Source organism: Bacillus sp. AC266 (assembly GCF_979253805.1).
On record NZ_CEEDEC010000001.1, the window covers coordinates 390,691 to 408,377 of the forward strand.

Consider the following 17,687-nt stretch of genomic DNA (forward strand, 5'->3'; position numbering starts at 1 on the left):
TTGAATACGAATGAAAATATACGCATGGCCATATCTTCTATTTTTGCGCATAAAATGCGATCTATATTAACAATGCTAGGCATTATTATTGGAATCAGTGCAATTATAACAATTATTTCAATGGGAGATGGACAGACTGCAAAGATGCAAAAGGAACTTGCAGAGAATCAGCATATGGATGAACTTAAAATAGAATACTTCAACCCGGATTCTCCGACAGAAAAAGCAAAAATTACACCACATATGGTAAAGCAATTGCAAGTGATACGAGGTGTAAAAGATGTGTATCCCAATGTGCATATGGACGTAAAAGTATATACGGGATCAAAAAATGTTTCCTTTAGTTTAAATGGGGGAACAGGAAACTTTATGCAGGACTCTAAAATGAAAATGGTACATGGGCGAGAGTTAACACCGGATGAACTGAAAAAGCCAATTCCAGTTGTAATTGTAGCTGAAGATTTATTTAAAACACTATTCGATACTTGGAAAGATGATTTATATATAGATATAAAAGGAAAACCATATAAGGTTGTTGGGGTGTACAAATATGAAGACGGTTTTCAACGTCAATTTAAATTGTATGAAGGATATACATCTATCGACAATGCACCTTTAATTGCAGGGATTGAGGAATACGATACAGTGAAAATTAAGCTATCTTCTCCAAGTGAGCGAGAGACTGTAGAAAAACAAGCTATATCTGTATTAGATGAATTGAAATCCCCAGAATTTGAGCATTCTTTTACAGTCGAGGATACGAAAGCATATGGTCAAAAAATAGAAGAGTCAACACGAACGATGAAAATAGTATTTGCTAGTATTGCTGGTATTTCCTTAATTGTAGGTGGTATTGGTGTGATGAATATTATGTTAGTATCCGTTACAGAGCGTACACGTGAAATAGGTATTCGAAAAGCGCTCGGTGCAACGAGAGGAAAAATATTAACACAATTTCTCATCGAGGCATGTATTTTAACGTCATTAGGCGGGGCGATTGGTTTTGCGCTAGGTATGTTTTTTGCTTGGATCGCTTCATCGATAGGTGAATGGCCACTTGTTATTTCTGTAAGTCTTGGATTACTCTCAGTTGGAATATCGATGTCAATTGGTATTGTCTTTGGTATACTGCCGGCTAATAAAGCGGCTAAATTGGATCCGATTGAGTGTTTGCGATATGAATAAGTGAAAAGGGTAGTTTGTTAGTAAAGTGTTTTCAAAAAAGTCATTGATGTAATGTCTTCTATTTCTGGAGGTTCAGATAAATGAATTTATTTGATATAGTTCAACGTAATATACGGCGTAATTTTAAAGAGTATATACTCTATTTTGTATCGTTAGCTTCAAGTATGCTTATCTATTTTATATTTGCATCACTTCGATATAGTACTCAAATAAAAAAAGAAATGGTTAATAATGTGATGATTAATAGTGTTCTTCAATCTTCAAAAGTGATTCTCATTATTTTTATAGCCATATTTATTATTTACTCTACTAACTTTTTTATAAGGAAACGTAAAAAAGAGGTAGGATTATATTCTTTACTAGGAATAACTAAAAAACAAATTGGTACGATGTTATTTTGTGAGACTATGATAATGGGAGGCTTTGCTTTAGTAGTTGGCATATTGATTGGCAGTATGAGTTTTAAGTTATTTTTAGAACTGCTAATGAGTTTAATGAAATTAAATGTACCTATTCATTTCGAGTTATCTATAAAAGCGATAATAGACACGTTCATCGTCTTTTTATCTATTTTATTATATACAGCATGGAAAAACTCTCGCATTATTTATAAATTTCCATTGATTGAAATGTTTCAAGCTAATCATGAAGGAGAACGGATGCCAAAAGGTTCTGTACTTAGGGCGTATATAGGTCTTATTTTAATGGGATTAGGATATATACTAGCAGGCTTCTTCCGTGAAGTAGTAAATATTGTGCGGAATCCCATTGATCCTATGAACCCTATTATAAATCCTATAATGATTCCAGTTTTTATTTTGTTTGTAGTTGTTTTTGGGACATATTTTCTATTCACTTCTTATACAGTTATTGTTTTAAAGAAAATTAGAAGTAAAAGAGAAATATTTTATAGCGGTGTAAATATAATAAACATTTCGCAATTACTATACCGAGTAAAAGGAAACGCTAAGTTACTTGCAACAATTGCTATATTAAGCGCCACAGCTTTAACTGCAATTAGTACAGTCGCAGCAGGGTATTATGTAGGGCAATCTGAAACAAATGGAGATTTTATGCAACTGTATGGAGTTGCGTTATTTATTGGAAGTTTTTTAGGGGTTATATTTGTATTGGCAACAGGTTCAATTATATATTATAAACAATTATCTGAAGCGTATGCTAATCAGAGATATTATGAAACTCTTCGTAAAATAGGTGTTACGAAAAAAGAGGTAAGAAAGTCAATTTCGAAGCAAGTTAGCTTTAGTTTTATTTCACCTCTAATAGTCGGACTTGTTCATAGCTTATTTGCGATACCAATAATAAACAACATGCCTATATATAACATCATTATTCCTATTTTAATTAGTAGTGGTGCATATTGTGTAATTTACTTTGGGTATTATGTGTTAACTGTTTATTCGTATTTTAAAATTGTATATAAATAAGAATCAATAAATTTTTTGATGTGGTGTCAATAAAATAAGAAGAGGAAATAAAACTGAATTAAACATTTAAAAGATAAAAACTTTTCACTAGTAGTGAAGCGTTTTTTTGTGAAATCATTATAGAATATTTAATCGGCAGGAAATGAAAGTAGTGATGGTTAGGCTTTTTCAATGTTTTAAAAGGATTGGAGTAAAAGGGCTATAAGAATGAGTCCATGCTGTTCTTTTATGTATACATGCTCCTACTATTTCGAAATGCATAAAATGTTATGCGAAATAACGGAGGGGATACGATGTATAATTCGAATTATGATGATTGGTATAGACAGAATGATAAGCTAATTAGTGATATTGAAAAAGCTATAAACGGAGAGTATAGCGCTATAAGCTGCTATGCAAAATTAGCTAATATGGCTCCAAATCAAGTAGAACAAAAACAAATTCTTGAAATCCGTAATGATGAAATAAGGCATTTTCATCATTTTGTACAAATCTATACAAATTTAACTGGCAGACAGCCGAAGCCACAGATTACGGAAAATTGCCCCAATACGTACTTACAGGGATTAGAGTTCGCTATACAAGATGAGCAAAAGACCGTAGATTTTTACTTGGAAATTTCAGATGAAGCAGCAGATGCATCTATGAAAGAGTTATTGCGCAGAATAGCTGCAGATGAACAAAATCATGCGGTGTGGTTTTTATATTATTTTGTGAAGTCGAAGTGAGTGTTAAAAATGAATGGCTGATGTGCTGAACATATTAGAAATTATTTTAAAACGCGGTGCAATAATTGAATAAGATATGTAAATGTAAGCAGAAGGAAACCGTTTCACTAGTAGTGGAGCGGTTTTTTATGATGTGCATAGGTATCGACAAAATATAGTAATTAAATTTGATATATAATGTATGAAACAAAAATAAATAAGCTAGGAGCAGACATATGAAAAGAGGGATTACAGTAGATATTCTAGATGGATATGATAATTTACTTTGGAAAGTGTTAAAGCCAATTGATATTACTGCATTTGATTGGCAAGTCATGGGAAGGGAGGAAGCTTATATAATAATAGGGAATGAATTAGGTCCAGAATTATTTTCAGAAGATAACGAGATCATGGAAGGATCAGAATTAAAAAAGCTAATAAAAGATAACATATATTATCTTTTATTTGTAGACTTAAAAGCATATCCAAAAGGGAAAGTACTAGGAGAAATTGAAACATATGAAGAATTTAAGAAGAGTAAGTGTGAAGTAGTCGTATTAGTAGCGGATGGCGATTACATACAAATTTATGCAAAAAACCAAGAAGAGATTGAAATGATATATGAAAACGCACTGAATCAAGGATTTTATGTAGAATATATTACAGATGAAAATGATGGAAGGACTCGTATGTCAGTATGGTAGCAATTTGAAAGGGGAACGGCAATATGGAGAGAAATATAAGTAAAGAATATACAATTCGAATTGCTACTGAAGATCAAAGTGATAGTATTATCATTTTATTAAAAGAAGTAGCACAATGGCTACAATATAAAGAAGTGGATCAGTGGCAGTATCTTTTAGGAGAGGAAGCTACGGCTGAAATACTAGAATGTATAAGAGAGAAATATACATATGTTGTTATGAAAGAAGATGAAATAGTTGGTACGGTTACAGCTTCTCCTAAACAAAATGAATGGGATGAACATATTTTTGGAAAAGAGGAAGTTTCTAATTCATTATATATTCATAGATTTGCGGTGAAACGGAAGTATAAGGGGGATGGAATAGGGGAATGGATTATACGGTGGGTAGAAGAGAATGTGCAACATGACAAAGAGTATTTGAAGTTAGATTGCATCCGGCATAATCGTATATTGAATGATTTTTATAAGAGAAGTGGTTTTGACTATGTTGGCAGTACGGATGGACTTAGTAAGTTTCAAAAGAAAAGAGGAGAGTGAATGAATCAAATTAACGTAAGTTTAGTTGAACAGTTAATACAACAACAGTTTCCAGAATGGGCTCACTTAGAAGTGAAACCTGTAAAATTTAGCGGTCATGATAATAGAACGTTTCACCTAGGGGAGGAGATGAGTGTCAGATTACCAAGTGATGCTGCATATGCACCGCAAGTAGAGAAAGAAAATAAGTGGCTTCCAATATTAAGTAAGGGACTTTCTTTACCAATTTCTACACCAATTGCGAAAGGAAATCCGTCTGAAGCGTATCCATTGCCTTGGTCTATTAATAAGTGGATAGAGGGGGAAACGGTTACGAAACAAAATGTTCGTGACTTAGATCAATTTGCGGCGGACTTAGGCTCATTTTTAATAGAGTTACAATCAATTGATGCGAGTAACGGGCCATTAGCTGGAGAACATAATTTTTACCGAGGCGGGCTTATATCTGTATACGATGAAGAAGCGAGAGTGGCTATTGAAAATAATAAGGGTGTTTTTGATGAGACATTGTTAAAGCATCTTTGGGATTTAGCACTTAGGTCAACATGGGATCGCAAACCAGTTTGGGTTCATGGAGATGTAGCGCCAGGTAACTTACTTGTTAAAGAAGGAAAACTTTGTGCCGTAATTGATTTTGGTATTTTAGGAGTAGGAGATCCGGCTTGTGATGCAGCGATGGCATGGACATTTTTTGATAAGAATAGTAGAAACGTATTTAAAGAAGTATTGCGCATAGATGAAGGAACGTGGAATAGAGCGAGAGGATGGGCACTTTGGAAGGCGTTAATTACATATGATGCGAATAGGGATAGTAATAAAAAAGTGGCAGAAGAATCTTATCGTGTAATTCAAGTAATTGTGGATGATTATAAGAGCTAATAGAAAAAGCTTATTTTGATTGTATATTTCAAAATAGGCTTTTTTGCATGATTAAATATTCAGAATTAAAAGAAGGGATTTAATGTTATTATACAGAATTTTTAGATAATAGGAGGTGTCGAATTTTGAGTGAAATTGAATTAAAAAGGAATGTAATTAAGACAGGGCGAGAGAGGGGGATTATACTTCGGTTTATACTCGCAAGTTTAGTAGGTGTGTTTATGTTTTTCGTACCAGTTACGATAAACGGTGCTTCGTCAATTATGATTGATCATATCGTATCGTGGATAAGAGCTACGGTTCCTTCGGTAGTACCTTATTATGCACTGCTTGTAATGATAATTGGTGCGATTTATCCATTTTATACGAAGAAGTGGAATGCATCTATCGTAGACATTTGTTTTTCTATTTTAAAAGTAGTAGGTGTTGTTTTCGGCGTATTATATTGTTTGAAAGTAGGACCAGCATGGTTCTTTGCGCCAGATGTTGGACCGTTTTTGTATGAGAAGTTAGTTATATCAGTAAGTTTACTCGTTCCAATTGGCTCAGCATTTTTAGCGTTATTAGTCGGGTACGGATTGCTTGAGTTTATCGGCACGTTTTGTCGTCCAATTATGAGACCGTTATGGAAAACACCTGGGCGATCAGCAATTGATGCGGTTGCTTCCTTTGTAGGAAGCTATTCGTTAGCCTTATTAATTACGAACCGTGTTTACAAAGAAGGAAAGTATACGACGAAAGAAGCAGCAATTATCGCTACAGGTTTTTCAACAGTATCCGCAACATTTATGATCATCATCGCAAAAACATTAGACATTATGCATTTATGGAATGTTTATTTTTGGACTACTCTTGTTGTAACATTCATCGTGACCGCTATCACCGTAAGAATCCCGCCTCTTAGTAGAAAACCAGATACATATATTACGAAAGAAGGGTTCCCAGAGCCAGTTTATAAAGAGAAAATGTTAGAGCGAGCTTGGGAAGATGCATTAGAAGTATCAAAATTAGCACCAAGTATTATGAAAAATATCGCAGTGAATTTAAAAGATGGATTTATAATGACGATGGGGATTTTACCATCTATTATGTCAGTAGGATTAATTGGTATCGTCTTGGCAAAGTTTACGCCAATATTTGATTGGATTAGTTATATTTTCTATCCATTTACATGGTTACTGCAGCTTCCAGAAGCGGAACTAGCTGCAAAAGCAGCATCAGTTGGTATTGCAGAAATGTTTTTACCTTCTCTTTTAGTTGTAAGTGCACCACTCGTGACAAAGTTTGTTATTGCGGTTGTTTCGGTATCATCTATTTTGTTTTTCTCCGCTTCAATTCCTTGTATATTATCAACAGATATTCCGTTAAAAGTATCTGAGCTTATTATTTTATATGTGCAAAGAACGATTTTAACGTTGCTTATTATTACGCCGATTGCTTATTTGTTGCTTTAAACATGTAGCGTTAAGTTTCTGAAGTTATGCCATTTTCTGATTATTCAAATCAAAAAATGGCATAACGTTAATTATGTTCCAAAGTAACTCTAGATGATTTTTTCATAAATAACGTATGAGCTAAGTATATAATCATACCAATATGTGTGATTAAAACTCCTGCGAGTAGAACAACTCCGCTTACTTTTATCCATAGGGCTAAAACTGAACCTAATGTAGGTAACCATAGCGCCGTGCACCATTGTATTTGTGGTACTAGTTACTCTTCCCATTAATCTTGCAGGGGTTTGAAGTAAGTAACTATAGCATACAGAGATAGAAGCGATAAATATACCAATAAAAAACCAAATGATTAACGATAAAAATAAATTACTCGATAAAAAGCCGAACCCTCCAAGTCCAGTAAGGATCAACATTCCTCCAAGTAATATAGCTGAACCGTTTAAGATATTCATTTTGTTTACTGTATTTCCCTATTTTCCAATGGTTATAGCTCTGACTAAAGCGTCTAACCCAACGATACTTATAAAGATTCCAAACAAACTATCACGTATGTCCATTTCTTTTGCCAATAAAACAACTAAACTATCAAATAAAAATATGACAAAAAATACTGTAGCGTTAAATAGTATTAAAAGTGTTAAAGCTTTCTTGGACCAAATAAAAACAAAGCCTTCGCGAAAATCGTTCCAAAACCCACTGACTAAAGCATCACTTTATCGTAAAACATAGGTTTGTGAAATGTTTTTAATCCATTCTTATTATTAAGTAACGATGTGGTATTACTTTAGTTTTCGAATATTCCTTGACGGGAATATTCCTCTTTGGTTATAATCGATTCAACAGGAAAATAATATTAGTGATGATATTGATGTGTTATAACCGGAGACCATCACTTAACGAGGTGAGTGATATGTCGGGGAAAATTCCGGGCGTGAATATGACGACGTTGAGCGCTTTATCTGAACCGAATCGTATGAATATCGTTGAACTCTTGCGTGACGGTCCCTTAACCGTTGGGGAAATCGCCGAACATTTGGGATTAAGGCAACCACAAACTTCGAAACACCTAAAAGTGTTAAGCGATACAGGGATTGTGGAAGTGCAGGCTGAAGCTAATCGCCGGATTTACAAGCTCCGACCTGAGCCTTTCCAAGCACTTGATTGTTGGGTGCAGTCATTTAAGCGTGTGATGGAAGAGAGATTCGATAATTTAGATGAGTATTTGAAGGAATTGCAAAACAAGGAAAAGTCATAAAATCAGTTCATATTTAAGGAGGAATTAAAATGTCAAATAATACAATGGTATCGAGAGTAGAGAACGATCGGGTATTAGTACTGGAGCGCGTTTTCGATGCGCCGCGCGATTTAGTATTCAGTATGTTTAAAGAACCAGAGCATTTGAAACATTGGTGGGGACCAAGAGGTTGGGAAATTCCAGCATGCACTGTCGACTTCCGTCCGGGAGGCGTTTGGCACTACTGTATGAAGTGTGTCAATCAGAACTTGGAGCAATTTTTTGGTATGGAATCATGGGGAAAAGCAGTCTATAAAGAGATTATTGAGCCAGAGAAAATCGTCTACACTGATTACTTTTCAGATGCTGAAGGCAATGTAAATGATTCTATGCCGTCAACCGAGATGACATTGGAATTCATCGATTTAGGTGGAAAGACAAAGCTAATAAACCGTGCTGAATATGTTTCCGAAGAAGCCCTTAAGACCGTTATGGACATGGGCATGCTACAAGGTATCACCGAAACTTGGGATCGTTTGAATGAGCGATTGGAGTCGCTGAAATAGATTTTTGCACCGCAACTTTATTTTCGGTGATAATTAGGTGTAAGTGTATGGAGTTTAATAAAAATTGTTTATAAAGGAGCGTTAAAATAAATGATTAATAATGTTGGTCAAATCATGTTGTATGTAAATAACCAAGATGAAGTGAAGGAATTCTGGACAGAAAAAGTAGGATTTATTGTAATTTCAGAGGAAGATAACGGTCAAGGAATGCGATGGATTGAAATTGCTCCAACTAAAGAAGCTGAAACAAGTATTATTCTCCATAATAAGGAGCTAATTGCTAAAATGCAGCCGGAGTTAAATCTTGGCACACCTTCTTTAATGTTCTTCTCAAAAGAATTCGATCGTTTATATAGTGGTTTAGTAAACAAAAACGTTACAGTCGGAGAAATTGTAAATATGCCTTCAGGTAGAATATTTAATTTTGCAGATAGCGAAAATAATTATTTTGCAGTAATGGAAAAGAAGTAAATTTCAATTCAATTTATGAGTGCGATGCTTGAATAAAAGGCATCGCACTTTTTATTTTAAAGATATATTTTATTCCTTGATATAAAAATAATTCCACGTTCTTATATAACGATATAACGGTAAAAGAGTATGATATAGTTACAACAAAGGGGGCTTACAAATGGAAATTATTCACGAAAGAGCAAAGTTACGGTTAATGGATAGCAATGATGTCGAAAAAATGTTTTCAATCGTGGAAGGAAATCGAGATATTTGGGCGTATTTAATCTCTAAAATGGATACTGTTCAAGATATGCAGCAATATGTTCAAAAGGCGATAAAAGCTTATGGGGCAGGGAAGGATTTGCCATTTGTTGTTGTTGATCAAAAGACAAATGAAATAGTAGGGAGTACACGCTTATATAACATTTCAGTTGAAGATAAGACGGTGGAATTAGGGAAAACGTGGTATGACCCGAGTGTGCAACGTACGAGTATGAATACGGAATGTAAGTACATGTTATTACAATATGCTTTTGAAAAGTTGCATATGCGGAGGGTACAAATTAAGACGGATGCACGAAATGAAAAAGCACAAAGAGCAATTGAAAGACTCGGCGCAGTAAAAGAGGGTGTACTTAGAAACGAAAGAAAATTACCGAGTGGGCATGTTAGAGATGCAGTTGTATACAGTGTAATTGCAAATGAATGGCCAGCTGTAAAGGAAAGGTTATTAGAAAAATTAGAGTCATATAAAGAAAAACGATAATTCATATTAAGAAAGGTGTATTGATCGTCAAGATGAAAAATATACCTTTTTTCTTACAAAATAGTTACTTCTTTTGTTTCATCATTCCATTATGATAAAAAATTCGTTACAATGTAGTTGTATGGTAATAAACTTATAAATTACACAAATGTAATGAAAACCGCAAACGAAAAATGAATTGATAATCCTCAATTTTAAATGAAAACCCTTTAATGCATATATATGATAAGAAAAATTCCTTCTTTTAAACAAATTCAAACAAAATGATTTGATATATACGTTTTTATATAGAAGTATGGATGATGTACGGAGGCAGTTATAAATGAAAGAAAATAAGAAAAGTAAGAAAAGAAGAATCTTGCAAGTATTCTTGCTTATGATTTGTTCTATTATTTTATATGTAAGTTATGCAGCTTACGATATTTGGAGTTATCGCTTTAAAACAGATGATGGTGTGAAGACAGATGCTGGTATCGTGCTGGGAGCAGCTTCATGGAACGGAAAACCATCTCCTGTATTTAAAGAAAGAATTAATCATGCAATTTCCTTATATAAGAACGGTAATATTAAAAAGATTATTTTCACAGGTGGTACAAAGTTTGAGGCAGAGCTTGAGGAAGCGCGTACTGCTAGAGTGTATGCACTGAAACATGGTGTGAAAGAAGAGGATATTCTAATTGAAACAAAATCCCTTTTCACAGAGGACAATTTAAAGAATGCAAAGCAAGTTGGAATAGAGAACGGAATACGCACATATACGATTGTGAGTGATCCACTTCATATGAAACGTGCAATGAAAATTGCAAAACATATTAAAATTGAAGCGTATGCATCACCAACTCCAACGTCAGCGTATAAAACGTTAGATACAGAAATCCCTTTCTTTTTTAAAGAATTATGCTCGTATATTGGATATGTAACCTCTTTGCCATTAAAGGCATTGAAAGGGGATTAATATAAGAAAAGAACCTATCTTTTTTATAGGAACTTTTCTTATTGTTCAAAAGCATTGTATTTTTATCGGAATAGTGAAACAATAGAGAAGTAACTTCATATAATCATAATGACAAAATGAACGGTTTATGAATCGGACATAAAGGAGATTATGTATGGCACTCTCATTTGTTGAAACAGAAGAACAATCTTTAGTTATTGAACAAATAAATAAATTGATTCCGAAGTTCATGGAAAGGGAGCATCAACTAAGTGAATTAGGATCATTTCCGTATGAAAATATTAATAATTTGAAAGATATCGGATATACGAAATTAACGTTGCCAAAAGAATTGGGAGGCAATGCGATTTCTTTATATGACTTCGTTTTATTTCAAGAGAAAATAGCAGAAGGCTGCGGTGCTACCGCATTATCGATTGGATGGCACCTTGGCATTGTAAAGGAATTAGCTGAAAATCGTTCTTGGAATGAGGAAATGTTCACTTGGTTTTGTGAAGAAGTACGTAATGGTGCGCTTTTTAATCGAGCAGCGACAGAGCCGAATACAGGTAGTCCTACTCGCGGCGGGAAACCAGAGACGTTAGCTGTCAAAAAAGGTGAGAAGTGGATTATAAATGGAAGAAAAACGTTTACGACAATGGCACCAGTACTTGATTATTTTATCATTTCAGCAAGTATTGAAGGCCAGGAAGATATCGGAGAGTTTGTCATTCCAAAGAATACGCAAGGCGTGACAATTGAAGAAACGTGGGATAGCATCGCAATGCGAGGAACTGCGAGCCATGATCTCGTTTTACAAAATGTAGAGATACCAGATCGCTTTTTCACTGATATAAAGGGTTCAAAAGTTAAAGCTAAGGGTATTGGCTGGTTGCTACATATACCAGCATGTTATTTAGGAATTGCACAATCAGCAAGAAATTATGCAGTTCAGTTTGCGGTATCATACAAGCCAAACAGTTTAAATCATTCTATAAGTTTATTACCGAATGTTAGAAGGTTAGTTGGAGAATTAGAACTTGAGCTTATGCAAGCTCGTGTCTTTTTATATCAAATTGCGAAAAAATACGATGAGGCAGAAGATAAATTATCATTGCAAGCCGAACTTGCGGCAGTGAAATACGCGGTAACAAATGCGGCGATATCTATTGTAGATAAAGCAATGCGTATTGTCGGGGCGAAAAGTTTATCAGAAAAAAATCCGCTTCATCGTTATTATTTAAACGTAAGAGCAGGACTACACAATCCGCCGATGGATGATGCAACACTATCTATGCTGGCGGATGCGGCGTTTCGGTCGTAATGAAGAAATATAAAGTCTGTTCCGTTCAGGAACAGGCTTTTCGTTGTCGGTGAATCGGTGATATAATTCCATGTATTATGTCATTGTTCAAAGAAGAGGGAATTCTCGTTTTACAAAATAAAAAGGCTATCCTTTTGATAAGAGGATAGCCTTTTTATTTTGTTCTATTGTGGCTGCACTTCAAGATTCATACTACTTTCAGAACCGTCTTGATTATGTGCAAATAATGAATACTCACCTGGTAAAGGATTGGCGATGAGTGAACGTAAAGGAAAGGATTCACTTTCATTTGGCTGTAACGTGTGTTTGACTAAACGAACTTCTTTGAATTTAATTGAATAGGTAAAACTGTTTGTACTAGTATTTTTAATTGTAATATGTAAGTCACCTTGGCCACTAAAGTCAAAGCCTGTACCAGTATCGCCTCTGAATACAGTTGAGTTATTAAATGAAGATGAACGAAAGGTTTGAGTTTCTTCTTTATTGCTTGATGAAAGGGTAATCGTTTCTGTTTCTATACTTGAAGTTGAGGAATCTAGTTTTGTATTTTGTTTTGTTAATAAAGTAATCGCACAAAGTGATGCAATTACAATAAATGAACTAGAGATAACGAACCGTTTTTTTGTAAGAATCATATGTTCCTTTCCTTTTATAAGGATATAAGGATGTATAATTTTAAGGGAAACATAACATATATGATATTTATTATCAATTCAATAAATCTTTCTTTTCATTCTTCTTTTTATAGTTTTATAGTGGAATGCTATGTTTCTTATTTCACCTACTGTATAATAAGAAAAAAGTACGAAAAGAGGTTATCTCATGCTAGAGGTTATTGCAACTTGTTTAGAAGATGTGAAGCGAATTGAAAAGGCTGGTGGAAATCGAATTGAACTCATTTCATCATATACAGAAGGTGGTTTAACACCGAGCTATGCTTTTATAAAAAAAGCAGTAGAAGCAGTGCAAATACCAGTTCATGTTATGATTCGTCCGCATGCGAAGTCTTTTACATATACGGAAGAAGAAATTGAAATGATGAAAGAAGATATTGTAGTTGCTCAAAATCTTGGAGCTGCTGGTGTTGTATTAGGTGTGTTAAATGAACAAAATGAAGTTGATGAAGAGAAATTAGTAGATTTATTATCTGTTGTAGATGGAATAAATGTAACGTATCACCGTGCGATAGATGATACAGAAAATCCAGTAGAAGCGATGAAAGTTTTGAAGAAATTCAATAAAGTTACTCACGTTTTAACTTCAGGCGGACAAGGAAATGTAGTAGATAATATTCCAGTTCTTGCAGCAATGCAAAAGGAAAGTGAAGGGAATATACAGCTTGTTGTCGGAAGCGGAGTAACGAAAAAGAATGTAAAACAATTGCTAGATGAAACTGGAATTACGCAGGCGCATGTAGGTACAGCGGTTAGAGAAGGTAAGTCATGTTTTTCTGAAATTGACCTAAATTTAGTACAAGAATTAGTTCAAATAATAAAATAAACACTTAAGAAAGAGGAGAAACGATGAAGGAAAATACGAAGAAAGAATTATTCTCATGGGCTAAAACGATAGGATTTACCCTTGTATTAATCGCTATTATTCGCGGTGTTTTATTTACACCTTCATTAGTACAAGGGGAATCGATGATGCCCACTTTAGAAAATAACGAACGAGTTCTCGTGAATAAGATTGGTTATAGTATAAGTGGATTAGACCGTTTTGACGTTATCGTCTTCCACGGAAAAGAAGGGTACGATTTAGTAAAACGAGTAATTGGTTTACCGGGTGATACAGTTGAGTATAAAGATGATGTTTTATATGTAAACGGAAAAGCGATGGAAGAACCGTATTTAAAAGAATTTAAAGAAAAGGCGTCTGGTCGTGTATTAACTCCTGATTTTACGTTAGAACAAATCACAGGGAAAACGAAAGTGCCAGAAGGCCAAGTGTTTGTTTTAGGAGATAATCGTGAAGTTTCTAAAGACGGTCGTATGTTTGGATTTATTTCAGAAGATGAAATTGTCGGAAAAGGACAAGCTGTTTTCTGGCCGTTGAAACAAGTGAGAGCGTTATAAAGTAAAGCGAAAGTATGGGAGAAATATTCTTCCATACTTTTTTTGTTTGTAAAAAAAATATTGATAGAATTGAAAGAATATTTTATAATTTTAAATTATATGTTTGTTTCGAAAAACGGAATTGAAGTTCCGAAATTCGGAACGAAAAGGAGATAGGATGAGTATAAATAAAACGGCAGTTAAGACAATGGATATTTTAGAGTTGTTTTATGAGCATGAGGAGCTAAGTTTAACAGAGATGGTTCAGCTTACGAATATGCCGAAAACATCTGTTTATCGTTTAATTGGTTCGTTAGAAGAAATGGACTTTTTACAAAAAACAGAAAAGGGAAAGTATCGTCTCGGAGTCGTTTTTTTACGATTTGGTCAACTTGTTTCACAAAGGTTATCCGTAAGAAATATTGCGATTCCTTATATGAAAGAGCTTAGGGATAGTTTAGGGCAAGCAGTAAATTTAATTATTCAAGATGGTAATGACGCAATTTACGTTGAGAAGATGGAAGGAGTTCAGCCAGTACGTGTTTATACGGCGGTTGGAAGAAGGGCACCACTGTATGCGGGTGCATGTCCGAGAATTTTACTATCGTATTTTTCTGAGGAAGAGAAAAGGAAGTACGTAGAGGAAACGGATTTAAAGCAGTTTGCAGATGGAACAATCGTGAATAAGGAGCATTTGTTAGAAGTATTACATATGGCGAAAAAAGAAGGGTACACAATTAGCTACTCTGAATTAGAAAATCATACAGCGGCTATAGCAGCACCAATTTTTGCAAGTGATGGAACGGTTGTAGCAGGCATTAGTATTTCGGGATTAGCAATTGAGTATAGCGAAAGTAACATTTCATATTTTACTGCGAAAGTGAAAGAAACAGCATACCGCATTTCGAAAGAACTCGGCTTTTTGGCATAGAAAGAGGGAGTGGGATGAAATTTTCTGCGTTAGGGGATCAAGCAATTATTGTTACATTTGGTGAAGAAATTGGAATGGATATATATGAAAAAGTACAACGACTATTTCAAGCACTGCAGCAACATCCGTTTGCAGGAATGGTTGAATGCGTTCCGTCGTTTACTTCATTAGCGGTTTATTACAATTTGTACGAAGTATGGAAGGAAAATGATAGAAATATAAGACCATATGATTACGTTTGCCAGTATATACGGGAGCTGTGTGATTCTTATAAAGAAGAAGTGAACCGAGATGTGAAACATATTTCTATACCAGTGTGTTACGGGGGAGAATATGGACCTGATTTAGAAGAGGTTGCACATTATCAAAGATTACAAGTAGAGGATGTTATTCGAATACATAGTGAAACAACATATTTCGTGTATATGTTAGGCTTTACGCCTGGCTTCCCTTATTTAGGGGGATTATCAAAAGAACTAGAAACACCTAGAAAAGAAACACCACGGTTACAAATCGCTCCTGGTTCAGTAGGTATTGGCGGAAATCAAACAGGTATTTATCCGCTAGAAACACCAGGAGGCTGGAATATTATCGGCCGAACACCTATTTCTCTATTTAATCCAAAAGAAGAAACACCAACATATATTGAAAGTGGTATGTATTTACGATTTATACCAATAACAAAGGAAGAGTACGTATCGCTTGAGGGGGCTAAAGAATGGATGTAGAGGTTTTGCATGCAGGAATGTTTACAACAGTCCAAGATTTAGGGCGATTTCATTATCAACAATACGGTGTACCTGTTGGCGGTGCTATGGATAAAGGTGCGCTCAGGATGATTAATATGTTAGTAGGTAATGAGGAGAATGAGGCAGGACTCGAAATTACAATAATGGGACCTAAATTGTTAATAAAGAAAACGACATTGCTCGCGATTGGCGGTGCGGATATGGAACCGTTATTAAATGGAGAACGCATTCCATTATGGCGCCCTATATTAGCTGAAGAAGGAAGCATGCTTTGCCTCGGAAAAGCGAAAAGCGGTTGCAGAGCATATGTGACTTTTGCGGGCGGTATAAATATTGATCGTACGATGGGAAGTAAAAGTACTTACATACGTGCTGCTCTTGGCGGTATTGAAGGGAGAATGCTGAAAAAAGGAGATTATTTTCAAATTGGTACAGGGGCAGAAGTTGCAAGCCGTTTCATTCAAAATTTACAAGAAGAAAAGCGTATAAAAACGAAGTGGGCAATTTGTAACAATGCTTTACCAAAATATAAGAAGCATCCTATTCTTCGCGTCATAACAGACTTTGAATATGATCAATTTACAGAAGAAAGTATAAAGTCGTTTTTTTCGAAAGAGTATAAAGTGTCCAATTATGCTGATCGCATGGGATATAGGCTTGACGGAGATGTTTTAAATAGAGTTGAAGAGATAGAAATTTTATCGAGCCCAGTTACATTCGGAACAATTCAAGTACCAAATGGTGGACAGCCTATTATATTAATGGCGGATAGACAAACGACAGGTGGTTATCCGAGAATTGGAAATGTAATTTCAGTAGATTTACCTCTTCTAGCGCAGCTGAAACCAGGAGACTATGTAACTTTTGAAAAAATAACTATGGAAGAAGCTGCACAATTGTATATAGAACAGGAAACAAGTATGAGTCTATTAAAGAAATTCATCGCTTTACGAAGCTGAGATTAGGAGGAAAACATCGTGACTACGATCGATTTAAACTGTGATTTAGGAGAAAGTTTTGGAGCTTATAAAATGGGGAATGATGATGAAATTCTTCCGTTCGTTTCCTCTATAAACGTTGCTTGTGGTTTTCATGCTGGTGATCCGTCCGTTATGAGGCAAACGGTTGAAAAAGCCCTGCAGCAAAATGTAGTAATAGGGGCACACCCTGGATTTCCTGATTTAATTGGATTTGGAAGAAGGAACATGCATGTTTCAGCAAGTGAAGTATACGATTATGTTTTATATCAAATTGGCGCATTAGAAGGATTTGTTAAAGCTGCTGGAGGGAAAATGCAACATGTAAAACCGCACGGTGCCTTATATAATATGGCGGCAACTGATTCGGAAATTGCGGATGCAATTGCAAAGGCAATTTATCATATTAACCCTGGATTATTACTTTACGGATTAGCAAATAGTGAGGCATTTATAAGGGCAACAGAAAAATATAATATAACTCTCGTACAAGAAGCTTTTGCCGATCGTACGTATAAGCAGGATGGAACTTTAACGAGCCGTACAGAAGAAAATGCTCTTATAAAAAATGAAGATGAAGCAATAAAACAAGTACTTCAAATGGTGAAAGAAGGGTATGTAGAATCGGTTAATGGGGGGAAAGTAGCAGTTCAAGCGCAAACGATATGTTTACACGGGGACGGAGAGAAAGCAGTCCAATTTGCGGAAAAAATATACAGAACATTCGAACTTAATGGTATTTCTATATGCGCACCAAATAAAGTGAAACTTTAATTAGCG

The 17,687-nt window shown here is 35.0% G+C and carries 20 protein-coding genes; 19 read left to right on the top strand and 1 reads right to left on the bottom strand.

The window, feature by feature from the left end:
* The 13 genes from AC0IXC_RS01940 to AC0IXC_RS02000 all read left to right on the top strand — a co-directional run bounded on the left by AC0IXC_RS01940 (nucleotide 1) and on the right by AC0IXC_RS02000 (nucleotide 12,196).
* Nucleotides 1–1,185 carry an ABC transporter permease gene (locus tag AC0IXC_RS01940; protein ID WP_215589853.1) on the top strand — a complete coding sequence of 395 codons (1,185 nt, stop codon included), beginning with the start codon at nucleotides 1–3 and terminating at the stop codon, nucleotides 1,183–1,185.
* Between the two features lie 80 nt (nucleotides 1,186–1,265).
* Nucleotides 1,266–2,633 (top strand): FtsX-like permease family protein, encoded by a 1,368-nt coding sequence (locus tag AC0IXC_RS01945; RefSeq protein ID WP_471652514.1) that lies wholly within the window; start codon nucleotides 1,266–1,268, stop codon nucleotides 2,631–2,633.
* A 293-nt stretch (nucleotides 2,634–2,926) separates the two neighbouring features.
* On the top strand, nucleotides 2,927–3,361 hold the full coding sequence (locus AC0IXC_RS01950) for a ferritin-like domain-containing protein (protein ID WP_002142369.1): 435 nt from the start codon (nucleotides 2,927–2,929) through the stop codon (nucleotides 3,359–3,361).
* 215 nt (nucleotides 3,362–3,576) lie between these two features.
* Nucleotides 3,577–4,044 carry a DUF2691 family protein gene (locus AC0IXC_RS01955; protein ID WP_002084693.1) on the top strand — a complete coding sequence of 156 codons (468 nt, stop codon included), beginning with the start codon at nucleotides 3,577–3,579 and terminating at the stop codon, nucleotides 4,042–4,044.
* A 23-nt stretch (nucleotides 4,045–4,067) separates the two neighbouring features.
* Entirely contained in the window at nucleotides 4,068–4,583 is a 516-nt protein-coding gene (locus AC0IXC_RS01960) for a GNAT family N-acetyltransferase (RefSeq protein WP_471652515.1), read from the top strand.
* Nucleotides 4,584–5,462 carry an aminoglycoside phosphotransferase family protein gene (locus tag AC0IXC_RS01965; RefSeq protein WP_471652516.1) on the top strand — a complete coding sequence of 293 codons (879 nt, stop codon included), beginning with the start codon at nucleotides 4,584–4,586 and terminating at the stop codon, nucleotides 5,460–5,462.
* Between the two features lie 125 nt (nucleotides 5,463–5,587).
* Nucleotides 5,588–6,916, top strand: coding sequence for a YjiH family protein (locus AC0IXC_RS01970; RefSeq protein ID WP_471652517.1), 1,329 nt, complete (start codon nucleotides 5,588–5,590; stop codon nucleotides 6,914–6,916).
* A 913-nt stretch (nucleotides 6,917–7,829) separates the two neighbouring features.
* On the top strand, nucleotides 7,830–8,174 hold the full coding sequence (locus AC0IXC_RS01975) for an ArsR/SmtB family transcription factor (RefSeq protein WP_000014568.1): 345 nt from the start codon (nucleotides 7,830–7,832) through the stop codon (nucleotides 8,172–8,174).
* A gap of 29 nt (nucleotides 8,175–8,203) precedes the next feature.
* Entirely contained in the window at nucleotides 8,204–8,719 is a 516-nt protein-coding gene (locus tag AC0IXC_RS01980) for an SRPBCC domain-containing protein (protein ID WP_002013656.1), read from the top strand.
* Nucleotides 8,720–8,809: 90 nt separating this feature from the next.
* On the top strand, nucleotides 8,810–9,190 hold the full coding sequence (locus tag AC0IXC_RS01985) for a VOC family protein (protein WP_193653736.1): 381 nt from the start codon (nucleotides 8,810–8,812) through the stop codon (nucleotides 9,188–9,190).
* A 160-nt stretch (nucleotides 9,191–9,350) separates the two neighbouring features.
* On the top strand, nucleotides 9,351–9,938 hold the full coding sequence (locus tag AC0IXC_RS01990; RefSeq protein ID WP_002185500.1) for a GNAT family N-acetyltransferase: 588 nt from the start codon (nucleotides 9,351–9,353) through the stop codon (nucleotides 9,936–9,938).
* 322 nt (nucleotides 9,939–10,260) lie between these two features.
* Nucleotides 10,261–10,893: a YdcF family protein gene (locus AC0IXC_RS01995; protein ID WP_002033016.1), complete on the top strand. Its 633-nt coding sequence runs from the start codon at nucleotides 10,261–10,263 to the stop codon at nucleotides 10,891–10,893.
* Between the two features lie 154 nt (nucleotides 10,894–11,047).
* Nucleotides 11,048–12,196: an acyl-CoA dehydrogenase family protein gene (locus tag AC0IXC_RS02000; RefSeq protein ID WP_044443100.1), complete on the top strand. Its 1,149-nt coding sequence runs from the start codon at nucleotides 11,048–11,050 to the stop codon at nucleotides 12,194–12,196.
* Between the two features lie 164 nt (nucleotides 12,197–12,360).
* On the opposite strand, the gene AC0IXC_RS02005 is transcribed toward AC0IXC_RS02000, so the two are convergent.
* A complete protein-coding gene (locus AC0IXC_RS02005) occupies nucleotides 12,361–12,831 on the bottom strand; it encodes a hypothetical protein (protein WP_341085668.1) in 471 nt (156 codons plus the stop codon).
* A gap of 187 nt (nucleotides 12,832–13,018) precedes the next feature.
* Here AC0IXC_RS02005 and AC0IXC_RS02010 point away from each other — a divergent pair, with 187 nt between their 5' ends.
* The 6 genes from AC0IXC_RS02010 (at nucleotide 13,019) to pxpA (ending at nucleotide 17,681) form a co-directional block, all read left to right on the top strand.
* Nucleotides 13,019–13,696 (top strand): copper homeostasis protein CutC, encoded by a 678-nt coding sequence (locus tag AC0IXC_RS02010; protein WP_215589849.1) that lies wholly within the window; start codon nucleotides 13,019–13,021, stop codon nucleotides 13,694–13,696.
* A 23-nt stretch (nucleotides 13,697–13,719) separates the two neighbouring features.
* On the top strand, nucleotides 13,720–14,271 hold the full coding sequence (gene lepB / locus AC0IXC_RS02015) for a signal peptidase I (protein ID WP_002013664.1): 552 nt from the start codon (nucleotides 13,720–13,722) through the stop codon (nucleotides 14,269–14,271).
* A 157-nt stretch (nucleotides 14,272–14,428) separates the two neighbouring features.
* On the top strand, nucleotides 14,429–15,181 hold the full coding sequence (locus AC0IXC_RS02020; protein ID WP_016101114.1) for an IclR family transcriptional regulator: 753 nt from the start codon (nucleotides 14,429–14,431) through the stop codon (nucleotides 15,179–15,181).
* 14 nt (nucleotides 15,182–15,195) lie between these two features.
* Entirely contained in the window at nucleotides 15,196–15,909 is a 714-nt protein-coding gene (gene pxpB, locus AC0IXC_RS02025) for a 5-oxoprolinase subunit PxpB (protein WP_341085670.1), read from the top strand.
* A complete protein-coding gene (locus AC0IXC_RS02030; protein ID WP_193653741.1) occupies nucleotides 15,900–16,889 on the top strand; it encodes a 5-oxoprolinase subunit C family protein in 990 nt (329 codons plus the stop codon). Before pxpB ends, AC0IXC_RS02030 begins: the two co-directional genes overlap by 10 nt.
* 18 nt (nucleotides 16,890–16,907) lie before the next feature.
* Nucleotides 16,908–17,681: a 5-oxoprolinase subunit PxpA gene (gene pxpA / locus AC0IXC_RS02035; protein ID WP_471652518.1), complete on the top strand. Its 774-nt coding sequence runs from the start codon at nucleotides 16,908–16,910 to the stop codon at nucleotides 17,679–17,681.
* The last annotated feature ends 6 nt before the right edge of the window (nucleotides 17,682–17,687 follow it).

Coding starts and splice junctions, on each gene's coding strand:
- AC0IXC_RS02010 (WP_215589849.1), top strand. CDS start 13,019: ATGCTAGAGGTTATTGCAACTTGTTTAGAAGATGTGAAGCGAATTGAA.
- AC0IXC_RS02000 (WP_044443100.1), top strand. CDS start 11,048: ATGGCACTCTCATTTGTTGAAACAGAAGAACAATCTTTAGTTATTGAA.
- AC0IXC_RS01995 (WP_002033016.1), top strand. CDS start 10,261: ATGAAAGAAAATAAGAAAAGTAAGAAAAGAAGAATCTTGCAAGTATTC.
- AC0IXC_RS01960 (WP_471652515.1), top strand. CDS start 4,068: ATGGAGAGAAATATAAGTAAAGAATATACAATTCGAATTGCTACTGAA.
- AC0IXC_RS02030 (WP_193653741.1), top strand. CDS start 15,900: ATGGATGTAGAGGTTTTGCATGCAGGAATGTTTACAACAGTCCAAGAT.
- AC0IXC_RS01990 (WP_002185500.1), top strand. CDS start 9,351: ATGGAAATTATTCACGAAAGAGCAAAGTTACGGTTAATGGATAGCAAT.
- AC0IXC_RS01985 (WP_193653736.1), top strand. CDS start 8,810: ATGATTAATAATGTTGGTCAAATCATGTTGTATGTAAATAACCAAGAT.
- AC0IXC_RS01965 (WP_471652516.1), top strand. CDS start 4,584: ATGAATCAAATTAACGTAAGTTTAGTTGAACAGTTAATACAACAACAG.
- lepB (WP_002013664.1), top strand. CDS start 13,720: ATGAAGGAAAATACGAAGAAAGAATTATTCTCATGGGCTAAAACGATA.
- AC0IXC_RS01980 (WP_002013656.1), top strand. CDS start 8,204: ATGTCAAATAATACAATGGTATCGAGAGTAGAGAACGATCGGGTATTA.
- pxpB (WP_341085670.1), top strand. CDS start 15,196: ATGAAATTTTCTGCGTTAGGGGATCAAGCAATTATTGTTACATTTGGT.
- AC0IXC_RS01945 (WP_471652514.1), top strand. CDS start 1,266: ATGAATTTATTTGATATAGTTCAACGTAATATACGGCGTAATTTTAAA.
- AC0IXC_RS01950 (WP_002142369.1), top strand. CDS start 2,927: ATGTATAATTCGAATTATGATGATTGGTATAGACAGAATGATAAGCTA.
- AC0IXC_RS02020 (WP_016101114.1), top strand. CDS start 14,429: ATGAGTATAAATAAAACGGCAGTTAAGACAATGGATATTTTAGAGTTG.
- AC0IXC_RS01975 (WP_000014568.1), top strand. CDS start 7,830: ATGTCGGGGAAAATTCCGGGCGTGAATATGACGACGTTGAGCGCTTTA.
- AC0IXC_RS01955 (WP_002084693.1), top strand. CDS start 3,577: ATGAAAAGAGGGATTACAGTAGATATTCTAGATGGATATGATAATTTA.
- AC0IXC_RS02005 (WP_341085668.1), bottom strand. CDS start 12,831: ATGATTCTTACAAAAAAACGGTTCGTTATCTCTAGTTCATTTATTGTA.